At 46.8% G+C, this 24,751-nt stretch carries 28 protein-coding genes; 19 read left to right on the top strand and 9 right to left on the bottom strand.

Annotated elements, in window-relative coordinates; translation table 11 throughout:
• Positions 1-28 precede the first annotated feature (28 nt).
• Genes S1OALGB6SA_RS09770 through S1OALGB6SA_RS09760 form a run of 3 tightly spaced genes read right to left on the bottom strand, consistent with a single transcriptional unit; the run spans position 29 to position 1,785 of the window.
• Entirely contained in the window at positions 29-661 is a 633-nt protein-coding gene (locus S1OALGB6SA_RS09770; RefSeq protein WP_037561195.1) for a tetratricopeptide repeat protein, read from the bottom strand.
• A gap of 12 nt (positions 662-673) precedes the next feature.
• Entirely contained in the window at positions 674-1,027 is a 354-nt protein-coding gene (locus S1OALGB6SA_RS09765) for a bactofilin family protein (protein WP_037561196.1), read from the bottom strand.
• Positions 1,027-1,785: a prephenate dehydrogenase/arogenate dehydrogenase family protein gene (locus S1OALGB6SA_RS09760; protein ID WP_052079889.1), complete on the bottom strand. Its 759-nt coding sequence runs from the start codon at positions 1,783-1,785 to the stop codon at positions 1,027-1,029. The genes S1OALGB6SA_RS09765 and S1OALGB6SA_RS09760 overlap by 1 nt, the downstream gene beginning before the upstream one ends.
• 297 nt (positions 1,786-2,082) lie before the next feature.
• On the opposite strand from S1OALGB6SA_RS09760, the gene pta reads away from it, so the two are divergent.
• The 17 genes from pta (at position 2,083) to tsaB (ending at position 15,967) form a co-directional block, all read left to right on the top strand.
• Positions 2,083-3,072 carry a phosphate acetyltransferase gene (gene pta / locus S1OALGB6SA_RS09755; protein ID WP_124033341.1) on the top strand — a complete coding sequence of 330 codons (990 nt, stop codon included), beginning with the start codon at positions 2,083-2,085 and terminating at the stop codon, positions 3,070-3,072.
• Between the two features lie 26 nt (positions 3,073-3,098).
• Complete coding sequence (locus tag S1OALGB6SA_RS09750) at positions 3,099-3,824, top strand: 4-hydroxy-tetrahydrodipicolinate reductase (RefSeq protein WP_052079890.1); 726 nt, start codon at positions 3,099-3,101, stop codon at positions 3,822-3,824.
• Entirely contained in the window at positions 3,824-4,699 is an 876-nt protein-coding gene (dapA, locus tag S1OALGB6SA_RS09745; protein ID WP_124033340.1) for a 4-hydroxy-tetrahydrodipicolinate synthase, read from the top strand. The genes S1OALGB6SA_RS09750 and dapA overlap by 1 nt, the downstream gene beginning before the upstream one ends.
• 391 nt (positions 4,700-5,090) lie before the next feature.
• Entirely contained in the window at positions 5,091-5,612 is a 522-nt protein-coding gene (infC, locus tag S1OALGB6SA_RS09740; RefSeq protein WP_503465895.1) for a translation initiation factor IF-3, read from the top strand.
• A 28-nt stretch (positions 5,613-5,640) separates the two neighbouring features.
• Positions 5,641-5,844 (top strand): 50S ribosomal protein L35, encoded by a 204-nt coding sequence (gene rpmI, locus S1OALGB6SA_RS09735; RefSeq protein ID WP_037561200.1) that lies wholly within the window; start codon positions 5,641-5,643, stop codon positions 5,842-5,844.
• A 4-nt stretch (positions 5,845-5,848) separates the two neighbouring features.
• On the top strand, positions 5,849-6,208 hold the full coding sequence (rplT, locus tag S1OALGB6SA_RS09730) for a 50S ribosomal protein L20 (RefSeq protein WP_037561201.1): 360 nt from the start codon (positions 5,849-5,851) through the stop codon (positions 6,206-6,208).
• 60 nt (positions 6,209-6,268) lie between these two features.
• Positions 6,269-6,766 (top strand): cell division protein ZapB, encoded by a 498-nt coding sequence (locus S1OALGB6SA_RS09725; protein ID WP_037561202.1) that lies wholly within the window; start codon positions 6,269-6,271, stop codon positions 6,764-6,766.
• Positions 6,766-7,080, top strand: a complete 315-nt coding sequence (locus S1OALGB6SA_RS09720) for a cell division protein ZapA (RefSeq protein ID WP_037561203.1) — start codon at positions 6,766-6,768, stop codon at positions 7,078-7,080. Before S1OALGB6SA_RS09725 ends, S1OALGB6SA_RS09720 begins: the two co-directional genes overlap by 1 nt.
• A 138-nt stretch (positions 7,081-7,218) precedes the next feature.
• Complete coding sequence (locus tag S1OALGB6SA_RS09715; protein ID WP_124033339.1) at positions 7,219-8,112, top strand: PilZ domain-containing protein; 894 nt, start codon at positions 7,219-7,221, stop codon at positions 8,110-8,112.
• A 256-nt stretch (positions 8,113-8,368) separates the two neighbouring features.
• On the top strand, positions 8,369-9,229 hold the full coding sequence (locus S1OALGB6SA_RS09710; RefSeq protein ID WP_124033338.1) for a flagellin N-terminal helical domain-containing protein: 861 nt from the start codon (positions 8,369-8,371) through the stop codon (positions 9,227-9,229).
• Positions 9,230-9,518: 289 nt separating this feature from the next.
• A complete protein-coding gene (locus tag S1OALGB6SA_RS09705; protein ID WP_124033337.1) occupies positions 9,519-10,373 on the top strand; it encodes a flagellin N-terminal helical domain-containing protein in 855 nt (284 codons plus the stop codon).
• Positions 10,374-10,487: 114 nt separating this feature from the next.
• A complete protein-coding gene (locus tag S1OALGB6SA_RS09700; RefSeq protein WP_124033336.1) occupies positions 10,488-10,802 on the top strand; it encodes a flagellar protein FlaG in 315 nt (104 codons plus the stop codon).
• Positions 10,803-10,912: 110 nt separating this feature from the next.
• The gene (fliD, locus tag S1OALGB6SA_RS09695; RefSeq protein ID WP_195910419.1) at positions 10,913-12,904 is read left to right on the top strand and encodes a flagellar filament capping protein FliD; all 1,992 of its coding nucleotides are present in this window, start codon (positions 10,913-10,915) and stop codon (positions 12,902-12,904) included.
• A gap of 13 nt (positions 12,905-12,917) precedes the next feature.
• Positions 12,918-13,754: a DUF8042 domain-containing protein gene (locus S1OALGB6SA_RS09690; protein ID WP_124033334.1), complete on the top strand. Its 837-nt coding sequence runs from the start codon at positions 12,918-12,920 to the stop codon at positions 13,752-13,754.
• 59 nt (positions 13,755-13,813) lie between these two features.
• Entirely contained in the window at positions 13,814-14,779 is a 966-nt protein-coding gene (locus S1OALGB6SA_RS09685) for a PilZ domain-containing protein (RefSeq protein WP_195910418.1), read from the top strand.
• Between the two features lie 73 nt (positions 14,780-14,852).
• A complete protein-coding gene (gene tsaE, locus S1OALGB6SA_RS09680; protein WP_124033332.1) occupies positions 14,853-15,290 on the top strand; it encodes a tRNA (adenosine(37)-N6)-threonylcarbamoyltransferase complex ATPase subunit type 1 TsaE in 438 nt (145 codons plus the stop codon).
• The gene (tsaB, locus tag S1OALGB6SA_RS09675) at positions 15,287-15,967 is read left to right on the top strand and encodes a tRNA (adenosine(37)-N6)-threonylcarbamoyltransferase complex dimerization subunit type 1 TsaB (RefSeq protein ID WP_124033331.1); all 681 of its coding nucleotides are present in this window, start codon (positions 15,287-15,289) and stop codon (positions 15,965-15,967) included. The genes tsaE and tsaB overlap by 4 nt, the downstream gene beginning before the upstream one ends.
• A gap of 21 nt (positions 15,968-15,988) precedes the next feature.
• Here the strand turns inward: tsaB and csrA are convergent, their stop codons facing one another.
• From csrA to S1OALGB6SA_RS09645, 6 genes are all read right to left on the bottom strand, one after another.
• Complete coding sequence (gene csrA, locus S1OALGB6SA_RS09670; RefSeq protein ID WP_124033330.1) at positions 15,989-16,213, bottom strand: carbon storage regulator CsrA; 225 nt, start codon at positions 16,211-16,213, stop codon at positions 15,989-15,991.
• Positions 16,207-16,662 carry a flagellar assembly protein FliW gene (locus tag S1OALGB6SA_RS09665; RefSeq protein WP_124033329.1) on the bottom strand — a complete coding sequence of 152 codons (456 nt, stop codon included), beginning with the start codon at positions 16,660-16,662 and terminating at the stop codon, positions 16,207-16,209. Before S1OALGB6SA_RS09665 ends, csrA begins: the two co-directional genes overlap by 7 nt.
• Before the next feature lie 7 nt (positions 16,663-16,669).
• Positions 16,670-17,914: a flagellar hook-associated protein 3 gene (locus S1OALGB6SA_RS09660; RefSeq protein WP_124033328.1), complete on the bottom strand. Its 1,245-nt coding sequence runs from the start codon at positions 17,912-17,914 to the stop codon at positions 16,670-16,672.
• 1 nt (position 17,915) lies between these two features.
• Positions 17,916-19,793, bottom strand: a complete 1,878-nt coding sequence (flgK, locus tag S1OALGB6SA_RS09655) for a flagellar hook-associated protein FlgK (RefSeq protein WP_124033327.1) — start codon at positions 19,791-19,793, stop codon at positions 17,916-17,918.
• A 12-nt stretch (positions 19,794-19,805) separates the two neighbouring features.
• Positions 19,806-20,285: a hypothetical protein gene (locus tag S1OALGB6SA_RS09650; protein WP_124033326.1), complete on the bottom strand. Its 480-nt coding sequence runs from the start codon at positions 20,283-20,285 to the stop codon at positions 19,806-19,808.
• Positions 20,286-20,352: 67 nt separating this feature from the next.
• Entirely contained in the window at positions 20,353-21,714 is a 1,362-nt protein-coding gene (locus tag S1OALGB6SA_RS09645) for a hypothetical protein (RefSeq protein WP_124033325.1), read from the bottom strand.
• 295 nt (positions 21,715-22,009) lie between these two features.
• On the opposite strand from S1OALGB6SA_RS09645, the gene trxB reads away from it, so the two are divergent.
• Both trxB and S1OALGB6SA_RS09635 read left to right on the top strand, forming a co-directional pair.
• Entirely contained in the window at positions 22,010-22,963 is a 954-nt protein-coding gene (gene trxB / locus S1OALGB6SA_RS09640; RefSeq protein ID WP_037562753.1) for a thioredoxin-disulfide reductase, read from the top strand.
• A 2-nt stretch (positions 22,964-22,965) separates the two neighbouring features.
• The gene (locus S1OALGB6SA_RS09635) at positions 22,966-24,732 is read left to right on the top strand and encodes a glycoside hydrolase family 3 protein (RefSeq protein WP_052080105.1); all 1,767 of its coding nucleotides are present in this window, start codon (positions 22,966-22,968) and stop codon (positions 24,730-24,732) included.
• Positions 24,733-24,751 lie beyond the last annotated feature (19 nt).

Below are 24,751 nucleotides of genomic sequence, written 5' to 3'. Positions count from 1 at the left end.
TTGATTCGTTCACAAAAGCGTGAGCAGACTAACCTTGTATACGTTCCAGTCCAACCTTGGCTTCCTCGAGTGAGGGAAGCAATTCCAAAGCCCGAGTATAGGCCTGGGCTGCCCCTTCTATATCTAGATTTTGTTCTTTGGCGTATCCAAGTCGAGCCCACCACCTGGCAACCTGGGGACTGTAGTAAAGAGCCGTCGAAAAAGCTATATCGGCACGACTAAATTCAGCGAGACGAAGAAACAATTCTCCCATGAAATAGTAGACCACATCAATTCGATTTCCCGTCGAATTCAAGGACACATACTCCTCAAAAAGGGCGAGCGACTCAAGATTCCGTCCCAGGTAGAAAAGAGCCTCCGCTTCGATTTCAACTATTCTGGGATCGCCACGAACTTCATTTCGCGCCTCCCTTGCGTAGTTCAGGGCGTTCTGATACTCGCCCATTCGAATATAAGACCACCCAAGAACCGAGTAAGCGTCCATTCTGCTCCTAAAATCATCCACACCATATTGCTCCAGCTCCCTCAAACAAGTCTCCACTGCTTCTGCATATCTGCCCTCGCGATAAAGCACTAACGCGTCTTGCTTCTGCTGCCCGTGAAGGGACCTGACAAGGCCAATAATGCAGAGGGCGATTGCTCCCCAATGCGAGTATCTCATTTCACGCCTTCCTCATACGGACTTCATGTGGCTTACACCGTCAAATCGGCAGCCAGTATCCATCACTATCTTTGGTGCGGTGATATCGCCAATCACCTCGGCTTCGTCTTGCAGTTCCACTCTCGAATTTGCTTTGATACTGCCTTTCACTCTGCCACGCACATAAACCGAAGCCGCCTCAATTTCCGCCTCGACATCGGCTCGCGGACCTATGTAAAGATCGCCACTTGCCCGAATCTTACCATTAAAACGACCCTTAATCATCAATTCTTTAGTGAACGAAATCTCTCCCACGAAGCTTAAATCCTCGGCAAGGATTGTATCGAGTTTGCTCTCATTAATATATTTTTCGTGTATCTCGGCCATCAAATGTCCTCCGGAAGCTCAATGGATTCGAATTTATCAAGCATCAAGTTAATCGCAACCTGAAGTCTGCCTCTCATCGCCGCAGTGTTTGGATTGAAACGCTGTAAATCGACAAATAAATCCCAAGGATCGTTGCAGGTTTGCTGCACAATGTCCAAGAGTTTTTTATAAGCAGCTGTTCCTATAATGCTTGAGTTCAAATCCAATTCACCCAGAACTCTCCCTATGAAATGCGTTATCCCCTGTGAAAAAGCCATCTCCTCATCGTGTTGCTTAGGACTCATATCTATCACCTTCAAACCCATAGCTTCGAAATTGCTACTCCAGAGCTGAGCAATCCTTTCATCCACCCGCATGGGTGAGAATACCATCGGCAGTCCCGTGATACCATCCACTCCAGAGTCCGGGCCAAACATCGGATGCGTGGCAATTATTTCAATTTCTGGAGGAAGCAACCTGAGCATTAGATTTGCCGGATATACCTTAACAGAACAGGTATCCATAACGAGTGTGCCCGGAGCCAGGAGTTTAGCAATTTTTTCAAGCACCTCTTCCATCGCGGAAATTGTTACACAAAGAATCACTACTGGAGCTGCCAAACACTCGTTTTCCGAAACCCGGCGGACACCGGCAGGGGTGGATCTATTCTCGTTTCGCGACCATCCAAGCACAGTGTGGAAGGCAGCAAGCTGTGAAGCCCAAAAACCTCCAAATCTACCAAGTCCATAAACACCTATTTCCATACTCGCACCAATCATAGCATTCACGATGGTTCATGGAGAAGCAAGATGCTTTTTGAAAGGGAAAGAACGCTCTGGCTCGTTTGCACCTTATACCCGAAATGAATCGCGACATAGCCCTTATCCGTCCGGGAGGTTTAACTCAACAAGCGGGCAACATGGTTTTGGCGTGAAACCTGATAAGGTCATTGCGGGTTCGGCCTTGTGAACGTATTCTCAATAGCTTATTTCTTTGATTACTTCTCGCTATATCGCTACCCCCCTCCCCCTAGTTACGCCAAATGCGATAGAATACAGAAAGAATTGGAGCCGCGTATGACTTTCACCGAAAAAATCAGCGAGAAGGCGCGTAGACTGTCTAAGAGCCTGGTGTTGCCGGAATCTACAGAACTCCGCACTTTAAAAGCCGCAAGTATTGTTGTCGACGAAAAAATTGCCAGAGAGGTTTTTCTGGTGGGAGAGCCAGCAAAAGTGAAAGAGACTGCTGAAAGAGGTGGAGTAAGCCTCTACGGTATGAGAATTGTATGCCCTGAGGAATCGCCAAAACTTGATACCTATGCCGAACATTACTATCAATTGAGGGCACACAAGGGAATGAGTCTGGATGAGGCTCGCAAAAAGATTGTCGAACCATTACACTGGGGCATGATGATGGTGACGCGGGAGGATGCTGATGCCATCGTGGCCGGTACGGAAAATGCTACCGCCAAAGTGCTGATTGCGGGCTTCACTATTATCAAAACGGCTCCGGGAGTGAAATCGGCATCTTCCTGCCTGGTTATGGATTTCCCAGACAAAAAGTGGGGCCACGATGGCCTGATGATTTTCTCAGACTGCGCAACCATACCCAATCCAAATCCTGAGCAGTTGGCCGAAATAACCCTGGCTTCAGCAAAATCCTGTAGAACCTACTTGGGTGTCGATCCTATAATCGCTATGCTTTCATTTTCCACGAAGGGGTCTGCATCGCATCAACTAGTTGATAAAGTGCTACAAGCTCTGAAAATAGTCAAAGAACGAGAACCTGAACTTGAGGTTGATGGCGAAATGCAGGTTGATGCCGCTATTGATATGGCTACGGCACAAAAAAAAGCTCCATCGTCCACGGTAGCCGGGCGAGCAAACACTCTGATATTTCCGGATTTGCAGGCTGGCAATATAGGCTATAAGATTGCCCAAAGATTTGCAGGTGCCGGCGCATATGGCCCCTTCCTCCAAGGTTTCGCGAAGCCGGTTAGTGATTTATCGCGCGGTGCATCGGTAAGCGACATAGTGAACACCTGCGCGGTTACATTGACTCAATGAACGTCGCTATTGTTGGCTATGGAGGCATGGGCCGAGAAATCGAATTCGTCCTTTCGAAGCGGGAACATGAAGTGAAAATTCGAATTGATGCCGAAGGCAATGGTGATACCAAACTCCTAAGCAAAAAAACTCTCTCCGGCGTGGATGGCATCATTGAGTTCGCGCTTGCGCCGGGCATACTAAAACGAATCACCATTTATGCCGAGCTTGGTATCCCGGTGGTAATAGGTACCACCGGTTGGGACAATCTGATTGGGGCGGCAAAAGAGACATATCGCAACGCAAAGGGACCACTTCTGCGGGGAAGCAACTTCTCCGTGGGCGCACATATCTTCTTCCGTCTTTGTGGCCATGCGGCTGCACTCATCAACAATGCCGATGAATACGATGTCGCCCTAACCGAATACCATCACAACAAAAAGGCCGACCACCCATCGGGAACCGCCCTAACCGCCGCCGATAAGATTCTCTCCCAACTCGAAAGGAAAACTCATGCACTTACAGAACTTCCTGAAAATACCCCAATTCCGCAGGACGCGCTTCAAATGACATCGATTCGAATTGGATCCACCCCGGGAACACACGAAATGAGGATGGACTCAGAGGCAGATTTCATTACAATCTCACACCAGGCACGCAATCGCAGCGGCTTCGCCCTCGGAGCGGTTCGTGCCCTTGAATGGCTCGAGGGCAAAAATGGCTGGTTTGAGGTTGAGGCATACATCAATACCCTACTGGAAGGAGGCAAATAGTGATTTCCGGAGTTTTGACCGCCCTAATCACCCCCTTTGACGCCAATGGCAAGCTGGATATGAACGCCTTGGGCCGCATCGTCGATTTTCAAATAGAACACGGTGTGGATGGCCTTGTCCCCGTAGGCACCACGGGCGAAAGTCCTACGGTGAGCCACGAAGAAAACATGGAAATCGTTGAACACGTTATACGACGCGCCGCGAACCGAATCCCGATAATCGCAGGCACCGGCTCCAACAGCACGCAAGAGGCAATCAAAATGACTAAGATAGCAAAGTCTCTGGGAGCCTATGCGAGCCTCCAAGTAGCCCCCTATTACAACAAGCCCACCCAGGAAGGACTCTACCGTCATTTTACCACCATCGCGGACAGCGTCGATCTGCCCATGATTATCTACAACATCGCCGGTCGTACTGCAGTGAATATCGAAACTCCAACTTTGATGCGCATCGCCAAGCATCCAAATACCATCGGAGTAAAGGAAGCTTCGGGGGATCTATCTCAAATGATGGATGTAATCAGCTCCAAACCCAGGGATTTCACGGTGTTCGCCGGCGATGATGGCATTGCCTTGCCACTCACACTACTCGGCGGTTCGGGAGTAATCTCAGTTGCCTCTAACATAGTTCCCCGCTATATGTGTCAGATGATAGGCGCCGCACGCAAGGGCAATATCGAAAAGGCGCGAACCATGCACTATGAGTTACTGCCTCTCTTTAAAGGACTATTTCTTGAAACCAACCCCATACCCGTTAAGGCCTGTCTAGCTCAAATAGGTCTGATAAAACCAGTGTGGCGCCTCCCCCTCTGTCCTCCCAGCGATGCAACCACCGAAAGACTAAGAGATATACTCAAGGGACAGGGTTTGTTGTAAAAGCTTTCGTCGCTTTTACGGCTATTAGATACTGCGGCAAACAACTGACAGGAATATGGAGCAGATAGGACTAACTTGGACAAATACAAAGCGATTCCCTGCAAGACTGCTCTGGTATAGCCGCATTACAAACCAGAAGTGACAGGAGTGACTTAGCAGACAGACGATTCACACCCGTCTCCGGCACAAATATCCCCTCGGAATTAACTCAGAAAGGTCTTTGAAACTGTCGCCATTTGAAGTTATACATTTTTTATCGTATGGACAAATGCGGACTCTTTATGGTTTATTCCCTCTCAAACTAGGAACTTCGGTTTTATACCTATGAAACAATTTGTTAAATATGATATCATGATTGTAAGGGTAAGGAGAAATATTGGCTGTTAAAGAAATGCGGATTAACGGAGAGATCCGAGAACGGGAAATCCGGCTAATCGACCAGAATGGCGACCAGGCCGGAATAGTTGCAACTATTGAAGCAATCAATATGGCGCGGGATTTGGGATTGGATTTGGTTGAAGTATCTCCCCAGGCTCGCCCACCGGTTTGCAAGCTGCTTAATTATGGCAAGTATAAATATGAACTTGAGAAAAAATCCAGGGAACAGAGGAAAAATGCTAATCAGGTTCGCTTGAAGGAAGTGCGAATGCAGCCAAAAATCGAACGGCATGATATGGATTTCAAAACAAGACATGTACAGGAGTTTTTGGAACAAGGGAACAAGGTTAAGGTGACTGTCAGATTTCGCGGCAGGGAGTTTGCGCACACCGAACTTGGCAAGACAAAACTGGATAAGGTACTGGAACAACTTAGCGAAGGTAGCTATAAAATAGATAATCCCCCTAAGATGGAAGGAAGATTCATGTCCATGTTGCTTTCACCGAAGTCAAAAACCGTGAAAAAGGAACAGTGAACAGCAGCGTGATTTGAAGGATGGTAAGATGCCTAAGATGAAGACGAGGAAAAGTGCAAACAAAAGGTTTAAGAAAACCGCGAGCGGCAAATTCAAATACAAAAGCCAAGGTACCAGGCACATCCTCACCAAGAAATCACCCAAAAGGAAAAGAAACCTTCGTCATCGAGTGGTGGTTAGCAAAACTGAAACACCTCGATTAAAACGAATGTTGCCGTACGCGGGGAGTTGATGAGATGCCTAAAGCTGTAGACGGTACAAGACGAAAAGCTCGTCGGAAGGGGATATTGAGCCGCGCGAAGGGTTATTGGGGTCGGCGCAGTAAGCTCACTCGAGTCGCCAAGGACGCAGTACGTAGAGCCGGACAATATGCCTATCGGGATCGTAGAGTTAGAAAACGAAACTTTCGCCAATTGTGGATTGCCCGTGTTTCCGCTGCAACTCGTGCAGAAGGGTTGAGCTACTCTCGGTTCATAAATGGCTTAAACAAATCAAGGGTGAAAATCAATAGGAAGGCTCTCTCAAACATGGCTGTTGAGGATCCAACATCTTTCAAAACCCTGCTCGATACCGCAAGGAAGGGCTTGGAAATTTAATCTCGATAATCTTGACTTTTTCTGTCTGGCGCGGGAGGGTGGAGAACTAGGAGGCCTTAAGTGATTAGTCTTGCACAGGTGAAAGAACTTGAGCTGCGAGTAAGGGAAGTGGTGGATGTCTTGAGGATTCAAAACGCCGAAAATGCCAGTTTGAAGCAGCGTGTTAGTGAGCTTGAAACACGATTAGACGAGCTTGGAAACGAGCTCTCGAGCCAAAAGGCCGATGAGGAACAGATAGAGGCCGGACTTCAGGGTGTTTTTGATATGCTCGATCAAATTGACACGTCGAACGATTCTAATGAGAACGGCAGCTTGGAATCTGAGAATACCCCCGACGTGAATGAAAACAACTCCGATACAGAGTCCTCCGTTGAGAACGCTGGAAGTAACTATGGTGCTCAAACCAGCGATGATAATCCATCCCCTGATTCTGACAAATCAGACGTGGAACCCATTCCCAACGATGAGATAAATCATCCAAACAAATCCGAGGATCCCAGCCCCGACGATGCCCATACCGACGATGATCGCTTCCAGAGCGAATTCGATATCTTCTAATGCCTGGAGGTAGCCGACTTAACATTGAAGTATTAGGCACCTCATTCACCGTTCGCACCGACGAAGATGAGGCCTATCTGAAGCGCATACTGTGGTATTTCAAGCACAAGGTGGAAGAAACCAAGCGAAACATCCATATCTCAGACCCCATGAAAATCTCCATACTAACAAGTTTCTATATAATAGATGAGCTTCTCAAGGAGAAGAGCTGGGGTGGAAGGAACACCGCACTGCCCGAAGAATCCGAAGAGATGGAACGTATTACCCTCAGACTGATTGCCGAAATGGACGAAGTTATCGGGAAAATCGGATAGTTTTGCACTATAGGGAGTATTTTGACATCCATTTCTGGTTTGGCGGAACAGGTATTTCGAACCCGGGTGGTGTTAATGCATATCTGGGAGATTGATTCAATTGACTTAGTAAACCCCCAGTCTTAAAGTCGGGTATACATGGCGTTTGTAACTAGCCAGCAGCTAGATGCTTATTACGATAAGTATAAGGAAATAGATGTCACTTTTACCAAGGATGTCGCTAAGTCTCTGCGTATGATACAGAATCAAACCCATCTTAAGTATAAAGGTGGTCAAAGGTCGTGTGTTATCTACTCCTCATCCTTATGTGGATCTAAAATAATAATCGCCTTACCCAATAAACTCTTGGCAAAACTGCAAACAGCGAAATTGGTTTATTTACGATATTGTTTTCAAAAAGAAGATAGCAACGATATAATCAGTTTCATTGTTCACAGCCGGGTAATTGGTTTCACACAGTATGGGGACAATAAGGAAATTTACTTTGCGCAGTTGGAATACACTCACCGTCCGCCAGATGCTTTGATTGAAATCATTGGCGCTATGCTGGATGCCAATGTCAATGCCAAACGCCGTAAGGAAGAAAGGATTATCATCGATACGAACAATATGCGTCGACTCAGCCTGGTATCCAACACTCATATAGTTCGGATCGACAAAGCGTCAAGAAATGGATTGCTCCGGGACATCTCATTCTCCGGGCTTAAAATCATAATCCTTGGTGATCAGGTATCATTAATCGGTAAGAAGGTGGAAGTTCAGCTTAGTCTGACTTTTGGCAGAAGTATTGAACTGGCCGGCGAAATAGTTCGCCATGAAACTGTCGAGAATCACAACAATCTTGTGGCTATCGCACTACATTTTGAGCCGGAAAACACACCACTTGAATACAGAATACTTATTAACGACTGTTTGAAACACCCGAGCGTGGCGCGTGTTCGTTCCTCAGACGAGGTGGAGAACGAGAAACTCGAAGCCCTTCATTCCCAGAATAACTCGATCAATCGGTGCAATGCTTTGCAAGCCGGCTAGCATTTCTTCATATTTGAATGCGTTTCCACTAAAGTTCATACCTTGGAATCCGACTAGTCGGTAAAACTCATTGTCACTTTAGAAATTTCGAAGTTTTACCTCAAGTTTTGGGAGATTAGACACCGATTATTGGCGTAAGGTGATTTCTACAATTCGGACGAACTCTGTCGATAGAGCTTGAATTTCGTTTGAATCTCAAGGAACTCTGAACAACTGGGCACGGATGCCCACAGATTATTAATTCATGGAGGATTATATGATCATTAATCACAACATGAGCGCCTTAAACGCTCAGCGGAACCTGAAAGTAGCCAATGAGTCAACCATCAAAGCGATGGAAAAACTCTCCAGCGGCCTTCGAATCTCGAGAGCTGGAGACGACGCATCGGGTTTGGCGGTTTCCGAAAAAATGAGGGCCCAAATTCGAGGTTTACAACAGGCAAGTCGCAATGGCTCGGACGGTGTTTCGTTTATCCAAACTACAGAGGGCTATTTGCAGGAGTCTTCGGATGTGCTAATCCGAATTCGAGAGCTGGCTGTTCAAGCGGCTAACGGCATTTATTCCGCTGAGGACAGAATGCAAATTCAGGTAGAGGTGTCACAACTGATAGATGAAATTGACCGCATCGCATCTCATGCCCAGTTTAACGGTATGAATATGCTCACCGGCCGCTTTGCCAGCTTCACAGGCCTTAACGCGCCAACAGCTTCGATGTGGTTGCATATTGGGGCGAACATGGATCAAAGGGAGCAGGTGTACATTGGAACAATGACAGCCACAGCCCTGGGTTTGCGACAATTTGGCAACGGCGCCTTTATTTCCCTCAGCACTCCCGATCAGGCCAATCGAAACATTGGCGTGTTAGATGATGCCTTGAAACAAGTAAATAAACAGCGCGCTGATTTGGGTGCCTATCAGAATCGTCTGGAAATGGCCATTAAAGGAATTGACGTGGGTGCCGAAAATCTCCAGGCATCTGAAAGCCGAATAAGAGATTTGAATATGGCCTCAGGCATGGTTGATTATACACGAAATCAGATTCTAACGCAGGCCAGCACTGCAATGCTCGCGCAAGCGAACGTAAGAGGACAGAGCGTATTGCAGCTGCTTCAGTAATTCAAAAAAACAGCTTGCTTGAGACCCCTGCAGGTATTATAGTTATTTAAAGAGGCTCACTCGGCTGTTTTGGGCTGACACTGGAGTCCGGTTGATCTTTGAAAAAGCATTTTCTTGAATATGCCACGGGCGGTGTGCCATTCTCGCTCAGGGCGGGAATGGCTCCTCGTTCCAGTGGAATTTAGCCGACTTGGAGCGACGCGCTTGGCTTCCTTTTTGGCGATAATCCGTGGTTTTGAGGAGAACGAGGAGCATGGATGCTCCTCAATATCCATTTCAAGGAGAGAACATGGTTATAAATCACAACATGAGCGCCATAAATGCGAATCGACAGCTTGGTATTGTGAACAGGCAGGCCATGAAGTCAATGGAGAAGTTGGCGAGTGGTCTTCGAATCAATCGAGCTGGTGATGATGCATCGGGGCTGGCGGTTAGTGAAAAGATGCGCAGTCAGATCCGCGGCTTGAATCAGGCAGTGCGGAATATTGAAGATGGCGTATCTTTCATACAAACCACCGAAGGCTATCTGCAGGAGTCCCAAGACATACTGCACAGACTTAGGGAACTGTCAGTTCAAGCTGCGAATGGCATCTATTCAAATGAGGATAGAATGCAGATTCAGGTGGAAGTTTCCCAACTTGTCGACGAGGTGAATCGTATAGCCTCGCATGCGCAGTTCAATGGCATGAATGTTCTTACTGGTAGATTTGCAACAGACTCTGCCAATGGCGAAATTATGCAGCTTCAGGTTGGTGCTAACATGGACCAAAATGAGAGAATCCAGATCGGAACTATGACTGCCTTGGCCCTGGGCCTCGAAAGCAGTCAAAATCCTGGCAGTTTTGTATCTATTTCATCCGTGCAGGAAGCGAATCGAACTATAGGAATCGTGGATAACGCACTAAAAATAGTAAACAAACAAAGAGCCGATCTTGGCGCTTACCAGAATCGGTTTGAGATGGCTGCCAAAGGTGTTGCTATTGCCGCCGAGAATCTCCAGGCAGCCGAATCCCAGATTAGAGATGCAGATATGGCGACACAGATTGTCGATTATACGAAGAATTCTATTCTGACGCAGGCTAGCACTTCGATGCTTGCCCAGGCCAATCTGCGAACACAGTCTGTACTCCAACTGATGGGATAGTCTTAAAGGAAGTAGAAGAGATTTCTGGATGTCATCTTTTCTACTAGGAAATACGGGGAATACGCGTCGCTCCCCGTGATTTCCTTTATCATTTGAATGTAACGGAGGACTGCCATGGATGTAGTACACCTCACAACTGCCATTAGAAATGTAGGAGTTCTAAAAAGTGGAACAGCGGGGAGATTTCCTGTAACCAGGAGGCCCCCAGTCTTTAGAATAAATAAGGAGCAGCTTAAGGTTGCGCTCGATAAGATAATCCGAAATACTCGTTTCCAATACGTCTTGAAGGGCGAACTTTTCAACTTGGCAGTTAGAATCATTGATAAAGATACCGATAAAGTCATCAGGGAAATCCCGTCACGAGAATTGCAGAAAATGCACGAAAATGTTGAACGGGCCTTGGGAATTTTGTTCGACGAGTTAATTTGAACAACATGACGGAATTTTTGAGTTTCTGAAGCTGAACCGCATCGGTGGTTTAAGACCATTGATACCTGGTTCATTTTTCCGGCCACTGGATGGCTGGTGGGAGCGTCAAAGTGGCCGAAATCAACATTCCCGGCGTCTCATCCAAGTATAACACTGCAAGTTTAATAGAAGATCTCGTTGCGGCTGAGCGCATTAAGCTCAGCAGGATGGAGAAAAATCTATCGAGACTCGAAGAGAACAAGACAATCTGGCATCAGGTTAATCGCGAGTTTGGCAGTCTCCAACGCACCGTGAAAAGCCTATATGGCTTCGAAAATCCATTTTCCGATAAGTTGGCAAGTAGCTCGGATGAGCGAATTCTAACGGCACTTGCCAGCAGAAACGCCCCTATAGACAACTATTCTTTGACAGTTAAACAAATTGCAACCTCTGATCGCTTCAAATCGCTTTCGCTCGATAAGGCTTTTCGCATCGATGCAGGTGATTACGGGTTTAGAGTTGGCTCAAAATCGCTAAGTCTCGATTACCGGGGAGGCACGCTTGAAGATTTTTCACGCCGCCTAACTGATAAGGGAGAGGGACTAATCAGAGCGATTACTGTTCGTGATACCCCCGATACACGAATTATGATAATTGAAGCCATACCTACCGGAACCGAAAACAGGCTGGTATTCGAGGCTGATGCAGTGAATTTGGGGTTGAGAACCGGGATGCTGCAGAAGGCAGAGTTATGGGAAGTATCGCTCGAAAGCGTATTCAAAAATCTAGAAAACGATACAACTTCTTCCAAAAATCGACTGGCGCTCTCTGATAAAGGTATGATAGTTGGTCCCAACACCATCGTGCGTTTACCCTTCGAGGAGGAAATAGAAATAAAGCCGGGTTTGGTGTTAGAGTATGAGTACCGGGTTATAAAACCTGATGATACAGTGAAGCTTTTAGATCCGCCGTGGGCTAACGCGCCAAAACCTCAATCAAAGACAACTGTTCCGAATTTCACTGAAGAAAATTCTGTCACAGAGCAAGGAATCAGGGAAATACCGGGCGTAAAGAACAGCTTCGGTGTTTTCAACCTTCCATCCGTTGATTTTGATAAGAACTCAGACGAGGGCTTCGAAGTTGTCAGAGTGGAAGCATCCAGCTTACCCACGAATATCAGAACCATCGTGCTGGAGAACAGTGATATCGAACGATCAGTGGAAATCGCGAATATTCGTATTTACAATCCAAAACAACTGGGAGGCTTTGAGCCTGTCAATCCAAGCAGCCAAGCGGAAGATGCAATAATCGAATTTATGGGAATTGAAATCCAGCGTCCTGACAACTCGATCGATGATCTAATCGACGGACTAACACTCAACATCAAACGTTCTTCGTCTAAACCAGTTGAATTATCCATCATTCCTGATGTGGAAACTGCAAAAGAAGCTATTATCAGATTTGTATTCAATTACAACCAATTGATAACACGCATATTGGTTCTGACAAACGACGATCAGGGGATAATTGACGAGCTGGAGTATCTGGACGATGCTGAACGCGAGGATTTGGAAAACCAATTGGGATATATGCGAGGAGAAAATGCCTTGGCTCAAGTGAAGAGTCAACTTCAAAGCATTGTTTCTAATCCATATCCCACCAGCGCGGGAGTCGAACTTTCATTGCTTGCTCATATTGGCATTTCAACCAATGCTTCATCCGGAAACACGAGCGCAGCCAATTTTTCAAAGCTCAGGGGCTACCTCGAAATAGATGAAGAGAAACTGGAGAAGGCTTTAGAGACGAATGTCGATGCAATTAAGGAACTTTTCGGGAAAGACACGAGTGGCGATTTAGTAATCGATAGCGGTGTTGCAAACGCTGTTGACAGCTACCTCACTCCGTATGTGCGCAGTACTGGTTTCGTCAGCAACCGGATAGCGAGAATAGGTGGACAAATTGATGATGTCGAAGAAGATATTTCGAACTACGAGCAATACCTTGAAGACTACGAAGCGAACTTAAGACGTCAGTATGGAAACATGGAAGCAATCCTGAATCAACTGGAGAATAGCTCAAGGGAACTTGAAAATTTTGCCCGCCAGCAGAGCGATGAACGCTAGAGGAAAAGCTTATATGACAATAACTATCAACGGTGATGCTATCGATTTCACATTGGAAAACGAGAAAACAATCGGAGATGTAATTGCTGAGCTTAAAACCTGGCTCGGCAATACTGGAATGCTGTTAGACGGCATTGAAATTGACAATCAAAAAATGGCACTCGATAAAAATGAATTATTCAAGAAACCAATTGAGGAGGTGGGACAACTATCGATTGAAGCGCTTAGCATCCGAGAAAGCCGAATGAGGCAATTGGAAATCGCAAGAGATTTGTTTGCCCTACTTAAAGAGTCCGCCGAAACGGGCAATAGCGACACCCTTGCGGAGCTGGAATCAAGCTACCAGGATCTTAGAAAAATCCTTCCCAGACTGCTGGATGAGAAGCCAAACTCTTCCGTCATATCCGAATTAGGAAAAACTCTGGAACAAAACCGCCTGACATTGATTTCAAGTTCGACAACTATGCTTGCATTACTGGACGATCGATTGAAAGAGATTACCGATCCAATTGGCGAGGCAAAATCCGCGATGACGACGCTTTCTCAACTTGCAAATAACCTCGATGTTGTTGCAGTTAACCTTCAGACAGGTAAGGGTAAGCAAGCAATGGATTCAATCGCCGAGCTTTGCAAAATTCTTCAGAAATTTATTAGATGTTTGACTTGGGGCGCCGGCAATGTTGGCAGGAGTGGCATCGTGGATGACATGAACAAAATGTTCTCCGAACTTGAGGAAGCTCTAATAGCCAACGATACGGTTCGAATCGGAGACCTGCTGGAATATGAATTTAAGCCGCGACTTATGGAACTGCCAGACAAGATGACTTGGGATGTGAACTCGACCCAATAATGCAATTAGCTCCGAGCCATTTTTATCAAAACGTTCTCGATTTGAAAACGGCGATAGCAATGGGAATAATAGTTCTCGCGATAATTATGGCGATACTGCGGTACTCTGCCCCTGAAGTTGGTGGCAAGAGAATCAGTAGGAGAGCTTTTCGGCGTAGGGCGATGGCGATTGGATTGACAAAAAACCAAGCTCGCCTGTTGGTGAGCTTCATGAAAGAGGTTCAGCAGCCGGCAAGTTTGTTGGCAAATACCAGAGAACTAAATAGAGTCCTTGCCGAAGCTCTAAGAGATTGTTCTGACGCCGAAAACCCTATGGTTAAGAATAGGCAACTGGAAATCTACAAAATTAAACAACACATTGATAAAGTATTTGTGGATAGAGGCAACGTGACCTCATCCAAACAGCTCCGAATAAATCAAAAAATAACCTTTCAACAGGAAGACGGCAAACGTTTTTCGTCGTGGATTACTGCGAACCTCAAGGAATTCTATTGTGTCAGAGTTCCGAAAGAACTTGAGGAGAAATCAACAAAGTGGCGTAGAGGAAGCAAGATTAGGCATTTTATCTTGAGTATCGATGGCGAGGAAGTTGTCTTTGAATCCAAGGTGCTTGGATACACGAACATCATGAGAGAGCCCAGTATAATACTGGGACACACGGCAAAAGAGAATCGATCATTGCTGCGGAAACACCGTAGGCGCGCGATTAGTGGCCACGTGGCTATATATCTTGTTCGCATCGTTGAAAAAAGAAGAAAGCAGGTGCTATCCTCCAATAATCTGGCAGGAACCTTAATCGACCTCTCACCTGGGGGATGCTCTATTTCATCGCGCAATCCGCTCGATCTGGGAGAATTGGTAAAACTGGTTTTCGAGTATAAAACCGGGGAGAGTGTTGTCGTTTTCGGGGAAATTGTGAATACTCGCGCAATTGATCGTACCAGAAGCATTGCCCACGTTATGTTCACCAAGGCAAGCGTTGAGGATATGAATTTGATTAACAGCTATGTATACAATCTTGGCTAAGGCTGATTCTCAACCCTTGAGATATTTTCCATCCGCGCATTGCGTTAAAAACTTGCTTGATTCTTGACTCAATATGAACAGGAATAGTCAACTGACAAGTCAAAGTGCCTTGCAGACTCGGAGTTTAGGCAGGGTATTTGGAAAAACTCTTGGGCCGGGCGATGTTGTGGCGATTACCGGCCCGCTTGGAGTGGGGAAAACAGTGTTCGCTCAGGGAATAGCCGATTCTTTTGACATCGACGATAATGTGACTAGTCCCACATTCACGATTATGAATGAATACTCGGGTAAGCTACCATTTTATCATCTGGATTTCTACCGACTTAACTCTCCAAGTGAATTTATTTGGCTGGACTTCAAGGAAATGCTAGATGGTGAGGGAGTAAGCATAATCGAGTGGGGTGAGCGAGCGGGAGATGAGTTGCCGAAACGGACTTTGAGAGTGATAATGGAATTCATCGACAACGATCGGCGAAGTATCACGATAACCAGGATTGGGGTCCAGAAATGAATATTCTTGCCATGGAGACCTCGGGACGTGTTCTAACAGTTGCTCTAAGCAGCAAAGGACATTGCATCGAGCTGATTATCAACAATGAGCTTGATTACGCTCAATCACTGATGTTGGCAGTTGCATCAGTGTTCAAGCAGTCCGAAATCGAGCCTGTAGATTTAAACCTTGTTGCCTGCTCTGCCGGACCGGGTTCCTTTACGAGTTTGCGAATTGGCATGGCAACGGCGAAGGGTATTGCCAAGGGGGCAGCCTGCCATTTGAAGGCGGTGCCTACTCTAACCTTATTGGCGGCTAGACGGGAAAACTGGCCTGGAATCGTGGTACCCATAATCGATGCCAGGAAGAGACGAGTCTACACGGCCGCATTCCAAAATGGGAAGCGAATTAGAGATGATCAGGATATTGCTCTGAATGAGTTCCTAAACTCCTTGTCGAAGAAGTCCGCGATTCTGGCCACTGGTCCCAATGCTGAAATTGCGGAGGGCTATGAACGTGTCACAATCGACCGGCTTAGTACTTACGGCAGGGGAGCAGCAATGATCGATATGGCGAAAACCGCCTATGAAAGGGATGGTCCGGATCCTTTGGATATAGGGCCAATATATCTTAGGGCAAGTGAACCCGAGATTGTTTCGATGTCAAAAGGGTTTTCATCGAGAAAATTTCCCGTGTAACCTGAAGCAAAACGAGAATGCCTATTTATTTTCTGGAAGCTCAAGGGTTGGAAGATCTACCGGCGCGGCTGCAGCAGCCCGATTCTCGGCCTGAATTGCCTGGAATACCTCATTTCGATAGACTTTCACGTTTTTCGGCGCCTTGATTCCCAGTTTAACCTGGTCGCCCCTGATGTCGACGACAGAAATCTCGATGCCATCATCAATAATTACACTCTCATCCTTTCTCCTGGAGAGTATCAGCATGCTCGATTCTCGTTAGCTTTCATCTCCTCGATGATGTTGTGTTGCACATGCCACTCATTATCGCGAGAGATGCACTGTCGTCCTTCTTGAATGTCCTTGTTGATAATTAACGGTCCTTGAAGATTGACCGTCATTCCCCGACCATCAGCGGGAATCGTAACAACGACAAATTGCAAAAATCTATCATCTTCGGGGCCAGTCAATTTCAAAGCTTCATAATCCTGAGGGTCGATATCGGCATTGTAATCAGGGCGAACGATAAGCGGATCGATTAGAACAAATGCAGTTTCCTTAACGTTAAGGGATTGAAGCCAATAAAAAGGACTTTGGCGTGCATCCAGGAGAACATAATCAGAGAGTCCTTCAAAACCATAGAGCCCCTGAGGGAATTCTATTTTCTGCCTTACATCTACCTCAAGAAAACCATAGGCCTTAGTGTCAATTCTCATATTGACCTCACCTGAGAAAATCCATCAATGTTGGCTGAAGGATACGACCGGCTATATGGTAAGCGGCCCTCTGAGTATATTCAAGCATGCTCATCTCGGTAATCGCTTCCGTTAAATCTGCATCGGCAAGTCGCGATTTCCATTCGGTAAGCGTCAAGAATTCATCGGCTAAGCGATTCACAGCGAATTCCAGACGTTCGCCCTTTGCCCCTAGGTCTGCTAGATTGCGAAGCAGCGTATCAAGACCCTTATCGAGACCGCCAATCACTACTCCCCCCACTCGCTCTTGATCGCCATCGATAAGGGCATCCCTCAGAGTCAGTCCTTGATCGAGAATACTGCCTCCCGCAACTACAGCGTCAGGGTGCCAGTTCATCGGGGGGCTTGTTCCACCCCGGTCGGTAAGGAGCCCCATGTCGATTAGCGCCCTGCCCTCTGCTGGTTCAAGCCATATCTGATGAGGAACGGTTGTTTCCAGATTCAGAGAACCGGTTACAGGATCGATCGAGGCTTTAACTGGTGCCCCCGAGTCGTTAATTTTTCTGACAACGGTGTGAATGTTGTCACCAATCTCCAAGACAACTTCTTTTTCGTCAATAATAAACCTGTTTTGCTCGCTTACCATAAAACCTTCGGTATCACTTGCTCCAAAAATCTGCTGGTTTTCAGCCCAAAAGATTTCGTTCCCCTTAAGATTGGATTTCACTGTCTGCCCATCGGTGATTTCCACACGACTTCGATTAATATCTCCTTCGTAGATTATGCTGGTAATCGAAGGTCGCCTTATGCCCGGCACACGGCCGATGTTAATCAGGAAGGGAGGCGTGGAAACTTCATCACCCGCGAAAAGATATTGGCCATCGCCCCCCTTGGCATTTATTATTAACGATAATTCCGATATGAGCGCATCCACCTCAATGGCCATATTGTTCATCGATTCTCGACTGTAAATACCGTTCGCACCCTGTATCGAAAGCTCCCTTAGGCGATGCACTATGGTGAGCGCTTCGTTCATATAGCCCTCGGCCTGCAACCACCTGCCCCGGATATAGTCGATATTCTTCATATACTTTTCCAGTCGCTTTCCGGAGGAATCCAGTCTAGTAACATGAGCGGCATCAACAGGCGCATCTCTAAGTTCTCCTATTGCCTGACTGGAAGCAACGGCACGCTGTACCTGACTCATTCTGAAATCTCGTTCAGACATGCGGAAGCGACTATCTTGCATCGACATATATGTGCTGATTCGCATACTAAACCCCCAATCTGTTGATTATAGTTTCAAGCATTTTATCGATGGTTGTAATAAATCTGGCGGCGGCATTATATCCATGCTGGAATTTAATCATCTCGGAGAATTCCTCGTCCAGATTCACTCCGGAAATCGACTGTCTTAGGTCTTCAAGCTCTTTTATCACCAAGTCCTGACTTTCTTTTGTCTGGGCGGCTATTTCACCCTTTAAACCGATATTCGCCGCAGCTAAGGCAAACCAATCATCGAAGGTGCCGTTCTGATCTTCAAGTACAGGATGATGTCGAAGCTGGGCGATAGCGAGTGCGGCCCTGTTGTCGCCTCCCGATGGGGTGTATCCCGTTTCGCTGAGCGAGGCGACAATCTTTGAAGGATCGACAACTAGTTCCTCATTCACCCTAAGCCAACCTGAGGGATGGCTTAAAGGCGAAATTGAGAATGCAGTTTCACCAGGTTGCAGGCTTAGGGCAGCATCCGGAACCTGCCAGTCGTATGCCGCCAGAGGCCCGCTCCCCCCGAGCAGACCTGCATAACCTGTTAAAAACTGCCCTGAATCTTCAACGTGCCTGATTACAAAGTCAGGATTATCAATTTCTTCGGCTGTCCCTGCGCGAAGTTCCAACCTTCCATTCCAGTTCAATCTGGCGCTAATCTCGCTTACCGAAGAATTGATTCTGTCCAAAACCATTTCTACAGTATCGACAGCTGTATACGGGATATCCACTGGTCCTTCAATCCCATCGATAGTGATTGTTCCAGCAAAACCAATTACTGCCCTGAGATTCAATTCGTTGCTTCCCGACAGACGATAGATGTAAGTTGAATCCAGCACACCGTCGCCGTCCCGGTCATAGTTTCCCGAAACATTGTCTACAAAAGGATACTCTCGGAAAAAAATCGTGTCGGTGATCCCTTTGGCAGACCAGGCCTCTCGATGTATTTCATTAACCAGGTCTGCAAAAGCCATTGTCATTTCATCGAGCGACTGAATTTCGTCGCGGATATCTATGTCTCGCAACTCAAGCAATGAACCGAATTTGCCGTATCGCGGTATCAGAAGTTCGCCGTCAGTCTCCCAACGAATATCGTGATAACCTTCATTATCGGGATTCGGATCGGTCGTTATATAGGAAACCTGAGCTCCCTGTATTAAATGAAAACCTCCCGTGTGAACAAGGAATTCATCGGGATCTCGATTATCCACGGTAATAGTTAGATAGTCGGCCAGTTTATTAACCAGCAAATCGCGCCTGTCGTACAGGTCGTTCGGGTTATCGTCCATGGCTTCGGACTTAACTATTTCTTCATTGAGTTCCTTGATATCAGTTAGTATTCCATTCACTTCGCCCACAGAAACAACTAAGTCCTCGTCTATCATGTTTCGGACTTCCTTGAGCCTGCTGTAACGTCGGTTGACGCCGTCCATGAGCGATTCTCCTCGCCTTAGAACTGCTTGTCGTTCCGCTTCTCCGTCGGGATGAACAGAAAGTTCTTGCCATCCCTGCCAGAATGCATCCATCAAAGCTCGTACGGAATTGTCGTAGGGTTCAAGGTGAATCTGTTCAACCTGAAGTAGATAAGTATCCCGCGTGCGCCAATATCCCACATCATCAATCTGAGCCAATATCCTATTCTCTAGAAGCTTATCTCTAACACGTTCAATACTTGCGGCTTCCACGCCCTGTCCAATTTGCCCGGCTCTTTCCTCTCGGTTTAACTGTGGACGATAAAGGGCATCGACTGAGCGCATGATTACTCTTTGACGAGAATATCCCTCCACAGATGCATTCGAGAGATTATGCCCGACAGTGTTCAGAGCCAACTGATGTGTATTCAGACTTCGTTTGCCAATTTCTATTCCACTAAAGCTATTAGACATGTTAGTAATCCTCTACAATTTATGGGAAACAACTAGTGGATTCCCGCTGGTTGAAACTGCCTGCCCCTGCTTGTTGTATACACGGCCTTGAGCAGATGGAATCAAAACCTCCATCAGCTCACGCACTAACCCCTCCCGTGATTCCGTGTAGGCAGCTATACCGCTGACGCGACTTCCAACCTTGAGTAAGCTGGCCTTCAGCTCAAATTTCAAGTAATGGAAACGCTTGCGAAGTTCATCCGGCAATTCCATTACTTTTTTTTCGATGAACTTGTCGCCCAAATTTTCGCTGAGAGTTAATCTCTTGCTCTCAATGTCTTCCAAGTCCCTGGCCAAAATATCCAAACGTTTTAGTGCTGGTTCCAGTGCCGGCCAATTTCTCGCGTGAAGACTCGCTCGTATGTCAATTGATAACTCGTTGCAGCTTTCGAGTATTCCCCGTTCCATTTCCATCAAGTCTACGAGGTTTTCCCACTGCCTTTGATCGTTCACACACATCCCAAGCTTAAACCACCCTTCTTCCATCCTCGGCAGTTTTCGTAGGTGAATTTAGGAAAAGCTATTGCTGCTCTGCAAGTAATTTCTTGTCGGCAATCAAAATGGAAGAATCGGGAAATAGCTCAAGTCCCTCGTTTAGAATTCTGTTAGCCGTATCGATACGTCTCTGCCTCAGGGCTGTGACAAAACGATTATGATAAGTGATGGTGGCGTTGTATTCGTACGTGGCTTCCAGGGAATCCCATCCTGAAATTACTCGGACGGATTCTGGCGCAGTTTCCAGAAATAACCAGCCGGCCAACCAATCCCCATCAACAGCTTTGCGCTGGGTTTCCTTAGTCCAAAGAAACACGGTTAGCTCCTCCCATCTTTTGACATCTATGACATCAGTCGCCAGCGCCTTATTCACTTCAGTCAGTGAGACATGAAATGAGAGATCATCTTTGACGCCTTTAACAGTTATTTCAAGTTCGTGCCTCATGATTTCTTTTCGACGTGCGGTCAAAAAATCTTCCGATACAAGTACCCTTAGTCTTTCATCCTCAAGAATCGCGCGGGCCTCCTCAATCTGATTTCCTCTTAAATTGAGAATAACCGCATTCCCTAGCAGCATCGACGCGATATCCTCAAGTCCATGATTTCTGCCCAGAGTCTTTGCTACTTCACCCAAGAAGTGCAGAGCTTCCACCTGACGTTTTTGTTCATTGAGGTAGATGGCATAATTTCTAACTGACAACAGATAGTATTCCATTACAGCCTGACTTCTCGTTAGAGCCCATCTATCAAGCGATAGACCTACCGCCTCGTTCCAGCCACCGGATTTCTGCAACATAGATATTCGGTTTTGATAAATCAGGGAGATGAGCTCCTTTTCTCCGATATCCCTGCGTTGTTTCCCGGCCGGAATATAGGTGAAACCTGTGCGTCTAGTAAACGAATCCCGTGCAAGTTTACGCGAACCAACATCAAAGCCATGTATCGTCGTAGTCTCCACATCGATCCCGATAGCTCCACCCGCCACAGGAATATGACAAAATGCATGATCTTCAGTTAGAACACCGTGAATTGGTATTCCAATCCCCCTGGCCAGCAACATATATAGAATGGCCGAAGATACGCAGTTATAAGTTCCTTTTTCCAGCAAAACAATTAAGGAGGTTTGAAGTTCCACATAGCGTGTCAACAAATTTTCGTGAATCCACTCCAGCAGTGCCTCGCCCTTACTTGTCATTTCAAGCGAGGCAAGGGGGCCAAGTGAATCGATTATTTCCAGTATTGCTTCTATTCTCCCATTTAGCTCTTCATGTTTCGCTCCCGAGGCCAAAAATGCGGCACGTATCAATGCTTCCAGGGGCAAAGGCTCGTTTGCTTCTCCAATGGCGAGCACAGCTTCATCTGGAACTATTCGAACCTCGGAATACAAAGGCTCTCCCCCCGTGAACACCCATATACAAACCACGAACAACCAACAGCAATGCCGCGAACGAGCAGACAATTTGCCGAATGTGCGAAGCTTGATAAATGACATCATGCATATATTATACATCAATCCTAGGGAAGTTCTGATTCTGTCTTTCGCAAAAAGGGCGAAAATAAGCTATTAAGGGCAGAAGAGTGAAACATTATGGCTCTCAAAAAAGCTAAATGATGGTCTACCTACACGACAAATCATTGATTCATTCATCCATATTGTACTAGTCTTCGAAAAGGACATATGGATGAAGAAAATACAACCTGAATGGGATTTAATTGTAGTCGGCGGAGGCCCTGCCGGGCTGAGTGCGGCCCAGTATGGGTCTCGTGCCAATTTACGCACATTGGTTATAGAGGAATTGGCGCCCGGCGGAACGGCTCTTCTTATCAATGAAATGGAAAACTATCCGGGCTTCCCAAAGGCGATAAACGGCTATGAATTCAGCGAGCTTATGCGACAGCAGACAGAGCAATTTGGAGCAATGATTAAATCTGCCACCGTGACAGCGATAAAAAAAACGCAAGATGTTTTCACCGTTGAAACCTTTGATGAAAGCTTCAGCAGCTGGACCGTTGTTTTGTCCACTGGAGCAAAGCACAAACACCTGGGTATACCTGGAGAGGAAACATTTTCAGGCCGAGGAGTTTCTTATTGCGCCACCTGCGATGGACCATTCTTTAAAAACAAAAAAATTCTGGTTGTCGGCGGAGGTGATGCTGCCTGTGATGAGGCCGCGTATCTTGCGAATCTCAGCGATAAAATCACGCTAATACACCGGCGCGATCGCTTCAGAGCACAGAAATCCCTGGCTGACAGGGTGTTGAAAAATCCGAATATCGAGGTGCGTTTCAATCACGTTTTAGAAAAAATTCTGGGCGAGGACAAAGTACGCAGAGTAAGACTAAGGCGAACCATTGAAAATAAGGTATATGAAGAGAATTTCGATGCCGTGTTCATTTTCGTGGGTGCCATACCACAAACCGCGTTGGTGCCGAAACTGAAAAAGGACGAGGCGGGTTATATTGTAACGAACCAAAACATGGAAACAACGCAGCCAGGACTTTACACGATTGGAGATGTACGCTCCACACCCTTCCGTCAAGTGGTGGTGGCATGCGGCGAGGGCGCAATATCCGCCCATATGGCTGCTGCCTACATTGATGCGATTAAGGGTGAAATCTACGGCGGAGCCGCTTGATTTTGAGCCGATTTATCTGCCTTCTTCTATTTTTTCTAACCTCTGGAACGGTGTTTGACACAGGACACTTTTCTTCGGAACTTCTTTCGGAACTGAAGAACAAGGCTGTCAAGATGCCACCCGTCTTGTCTGGTAAAATGGGCTCCAGGAATCCGATAGAACCTATTGATCGATTGCCTCATTTTTCCGACAAACTGGCTCCAAAACAGCTTGCTACTCGTATTGTGAACGTGATGAGCAACAGGGAGGCTCTAGGACAAGTTCTGATGTTTGGCTACCCGGGCAAAGCACCTGAGAGGGAACTTCTTCACTGGATAGAATGGGAAGGAATTGGAGGAGTAAAGGTGTATGGCTGGAACGCCAACGACCTATCGGAATTGGCTGGAGCTGTTGGGAAGTATCAAAGCAAGGCCATCGCATCAAAGTTTGGCATACCACTGTTAATCGCTACCGACCAGGAGGGTGGTTGGGTTCGTCATGTCAAAGGAAGCACTTCTATAACCCCCGGCAACATGGCCCTGGGAGCAGATAAGCTTCCCATAGATGCCTGGAAAACCGGTTTGATTCTGGGAGAGGAGTTAGCCGCTGTTGGAATCAATACAAATTTTGCCCCCTTAGTGGACATCTTCATCAATCCGAAAGCAGACGTTATCGGACCGCGTGCTTTCATGTCCGATCCACAGTGGACCGCCATTTTAGGGCTTTCATTCTTTCGAGGGCACAAGGAGGTGGGTATCATCAGTGTGGCAAAACACTTCCCGGGCCATGGGGATACCCAAGACGATTCTCATGGAACCCTCCCAAAGGTTTATGCGGATTTGGATACACTGAGAAACCGCGATCTGATTCCCTACAAAATCATGATAGCTGCCGGCATTCCAGCGATAATGGTGGGGCACCTAGCCTTCCCCAAAATAACTGGAGACGAAATTCCCTCAACGCTTTCATACTCAATATCGACCGAGTTACTGAGGGATGAACTTGGTTTCGAGGGCGTTACGATAACCGATGATATGTTTATGTACGGTGCAAGAAACAACGGAATGCCCATCGCCAAAATTTGTTATCAGGCGATGGTTGCCGGCGCCGATATACTTCTTGCATCCAGCAGCGTGGCATATCGTCGCAGTATACACCAATATCTGCTTGAGCAGATGAGAGAAGATGAATTCAATCGCCGTGTTCGCGAGGCAGCCAGGCGCGTTATTGCGCTCAAGGCAGAGTATCTCAAGTCGTCGAACGCTATCCCACTGCTCCCCGATGCCTCAAAAGCCGATAGATCCGTACCCGGAGCAGCTACATTCTTTTTGGAACAGGCTGCTCGAAGTATCACACTGCTTCGCTCCGAACTTCTCCCCCTCAAGCCAGAGCAGGCTGGAAGCGTGCTGTTGGCCGGAACTTATGCCAACTTCTTCACCGAAGGAATCAAACGCTATCCGGACGCGTATCAGTGGTTTTTGGATTATGCTGAGAGCAGAGCGGATTTGCGCCGCGAGGGGAGAGAGCTTCTGCGAGTTGCCCGTAACTTTGATTCAGTAATTGTGCTACTTCCGGATGCGGAGATGGGAATCCTGCTCAATGAACTTGAACCGATAGCTGAGAAGGTTATTGTCATTTCCGTTCTCTCTCCCATCCATTTAAATTCACTGGATTGGGTTCAAACCTCACTGGCGGCCTACGGCACCGGCAGGGAGAGTTTTCGGGCAGCTTTTGCCGCCCTTATCGGAGATTTCACACCGGAGGGTGAATTGCCAATCCCAATGAAGTAAGCATCCATCTATGAGAAAT

The organism is Olavius algarvensis spirochete endosymbiont (assembly GCA_900608495.1).
GTDB lineage: Bacteria > Spirochaetota > Spirochaetia > DSM-2461 > DSM-2461 > UBA2779.
This window is presented reverse-complemented; position numbering and strand designations above follow the sequence as displayed.

Coding starts and splice junctions, on each gene's coding strand:
- S1OALGB6SA_RS09700 (WP_124033336.1), top strand. CDS start 10,488: ATGGATGTAGTACACCTCACAACTGCCATTAGAAATGTAGGAGTTCTA.
- S1OALGB6SA_RS09750 (WP_052079890.1), top strand. CDS start 3,099: ATGGGCCGAGAAATCGAATTCGTCCTTTCGAAGCGGGAACATGAAGTG.
- S1OALGB6SA_RS09765 (WP_037561196.1), bottom strand. CDS start 1,027: ATGGCCGAGATACACGAAAAATATATTAATGAGAGCAAACTCGATACA.
- S1OALGB6SA_RS09665 (WP_124033329.1), bottom strand. CDS start 16,662: ATGAGAATTGACACTAAGGCCTATGGTTTTCTTGAGGTAGATGTAAGG.
- flgK (WP_124033327.1), bottom strand. CDS start 19,793: ATGTCTAATAGCTTTAGTGGAATAGAAATTGGCAAACGAAGTCTGAAT.
- S1OALGB6SA_RS09685 (WP_195910418.1), top strand. CDS start 13,814: ATGGGAATAATAGTTCTCGCGATAATTATGGCGATACTGCGGTACTCT.
- S1OALGB6SA_RS09770 (WP_037561195.1), bottom strand. CDS start 661: ATGAGATACTCGCATTGGGGAGCAATCGCCCTCTGCATTATTGGCCTT.
- csrA (WP_124033330.1), bottom strand. CDS start 16,213: ATGCTGATACTCTCCAGGAGAAAGGATGAGAGTGTAATTATTGATGAT.
- S1OALGB6SA_RS09715 (WP_124033339.1), top strand. CDS start 7,219: ATGGCGTTTGTAACTAGCCAGCAGCTAGATGCTTATTACGATAAGTAT.
- rpmI (WP_037561200.1), top strand. CDS start 5,641: ATGCCTAAGATGAAGACGAGGAAAAGTGCAAACAAAAGGTTTAAGAAA.
- S1OALGB6SA_RS09710 (WP_124033338.1), top strand. CDS start 8,369: ATGATCATTAATCACAACATGAGCGCCTTAAACGCTCAGCGGAACCTG.
- S1OALGB6SA_RS09660 (WP_124033328.1), bottom strand. CDS start 17,914: ATGCGAATCAGCACATATATGTCGATGCAAGATAGTCGCTTCCGCATG.
- S1OALGB6SA_RS09720 (WP_037561203.1), top strand. CDS start 6,766: ATGCCTGGAGGTAGCCGACTTAACATTGAAGTATTAGGCACCTCATTC.
- tsaB (WP_124033331.1), top strand. CDS start 15,287: ATGAATATTCTTGCCATGGAGACCTCGGGACGTGTTCTAACAGTTGCT.
- trxB (WP_037562753.1), top strand. CDS start 22,010: ATGAAGAAAATACAACCTGAATGGGATTTAATTGTAGTCGGCGGAGGC.
- S1OALGB6SA_RS09705 (WP_124033337.1), top strand. CDS start 9,519: ATGGTTATAAATCACAACATGAGCGCCATAAATGCGAATCGACAGCTT.
- S1OALGB6SA_RS09690 (WP_124033334.1), top strand. CDS start 12,918: ATGACAATAACTATCAACGGTGATGCTATCGATTTCACATTGGAAAAC.
- pta (WP_124033341.1), top strand. CDS start 2,083: ATGACTTTCACCGAAAAAATCAGCGAGAAGGCGCGTAGACTGTCTAAG.
- rplT (WP_037561201.1), top strand. CDS start 5,849: ATGCCTAAAGCTGTAGACGGTACAAGACGAAAAGCTCGTCGGAAGGGG.
- S1OALGB6SA_RS09760 (WP_052079889.1), bottom strand. CDS start 1,785: ATGATTGGTGCGAGTATGGAAATAGGTGTTTATGGACTTGGTAGATTT.
- infC (WP_503465895.1), top strand. CDS start 5,091: ATGCGGATTAACGGAGAGATCCGAGAACGGGAAATCCGGCTAATCGAC.
- tsaE (WP_124033332.1), top strand. CDS start 14,853: ATGAACAGGAATAGTCAACTGACAAGTCAAAGTGCCTTGCAGACTCGG.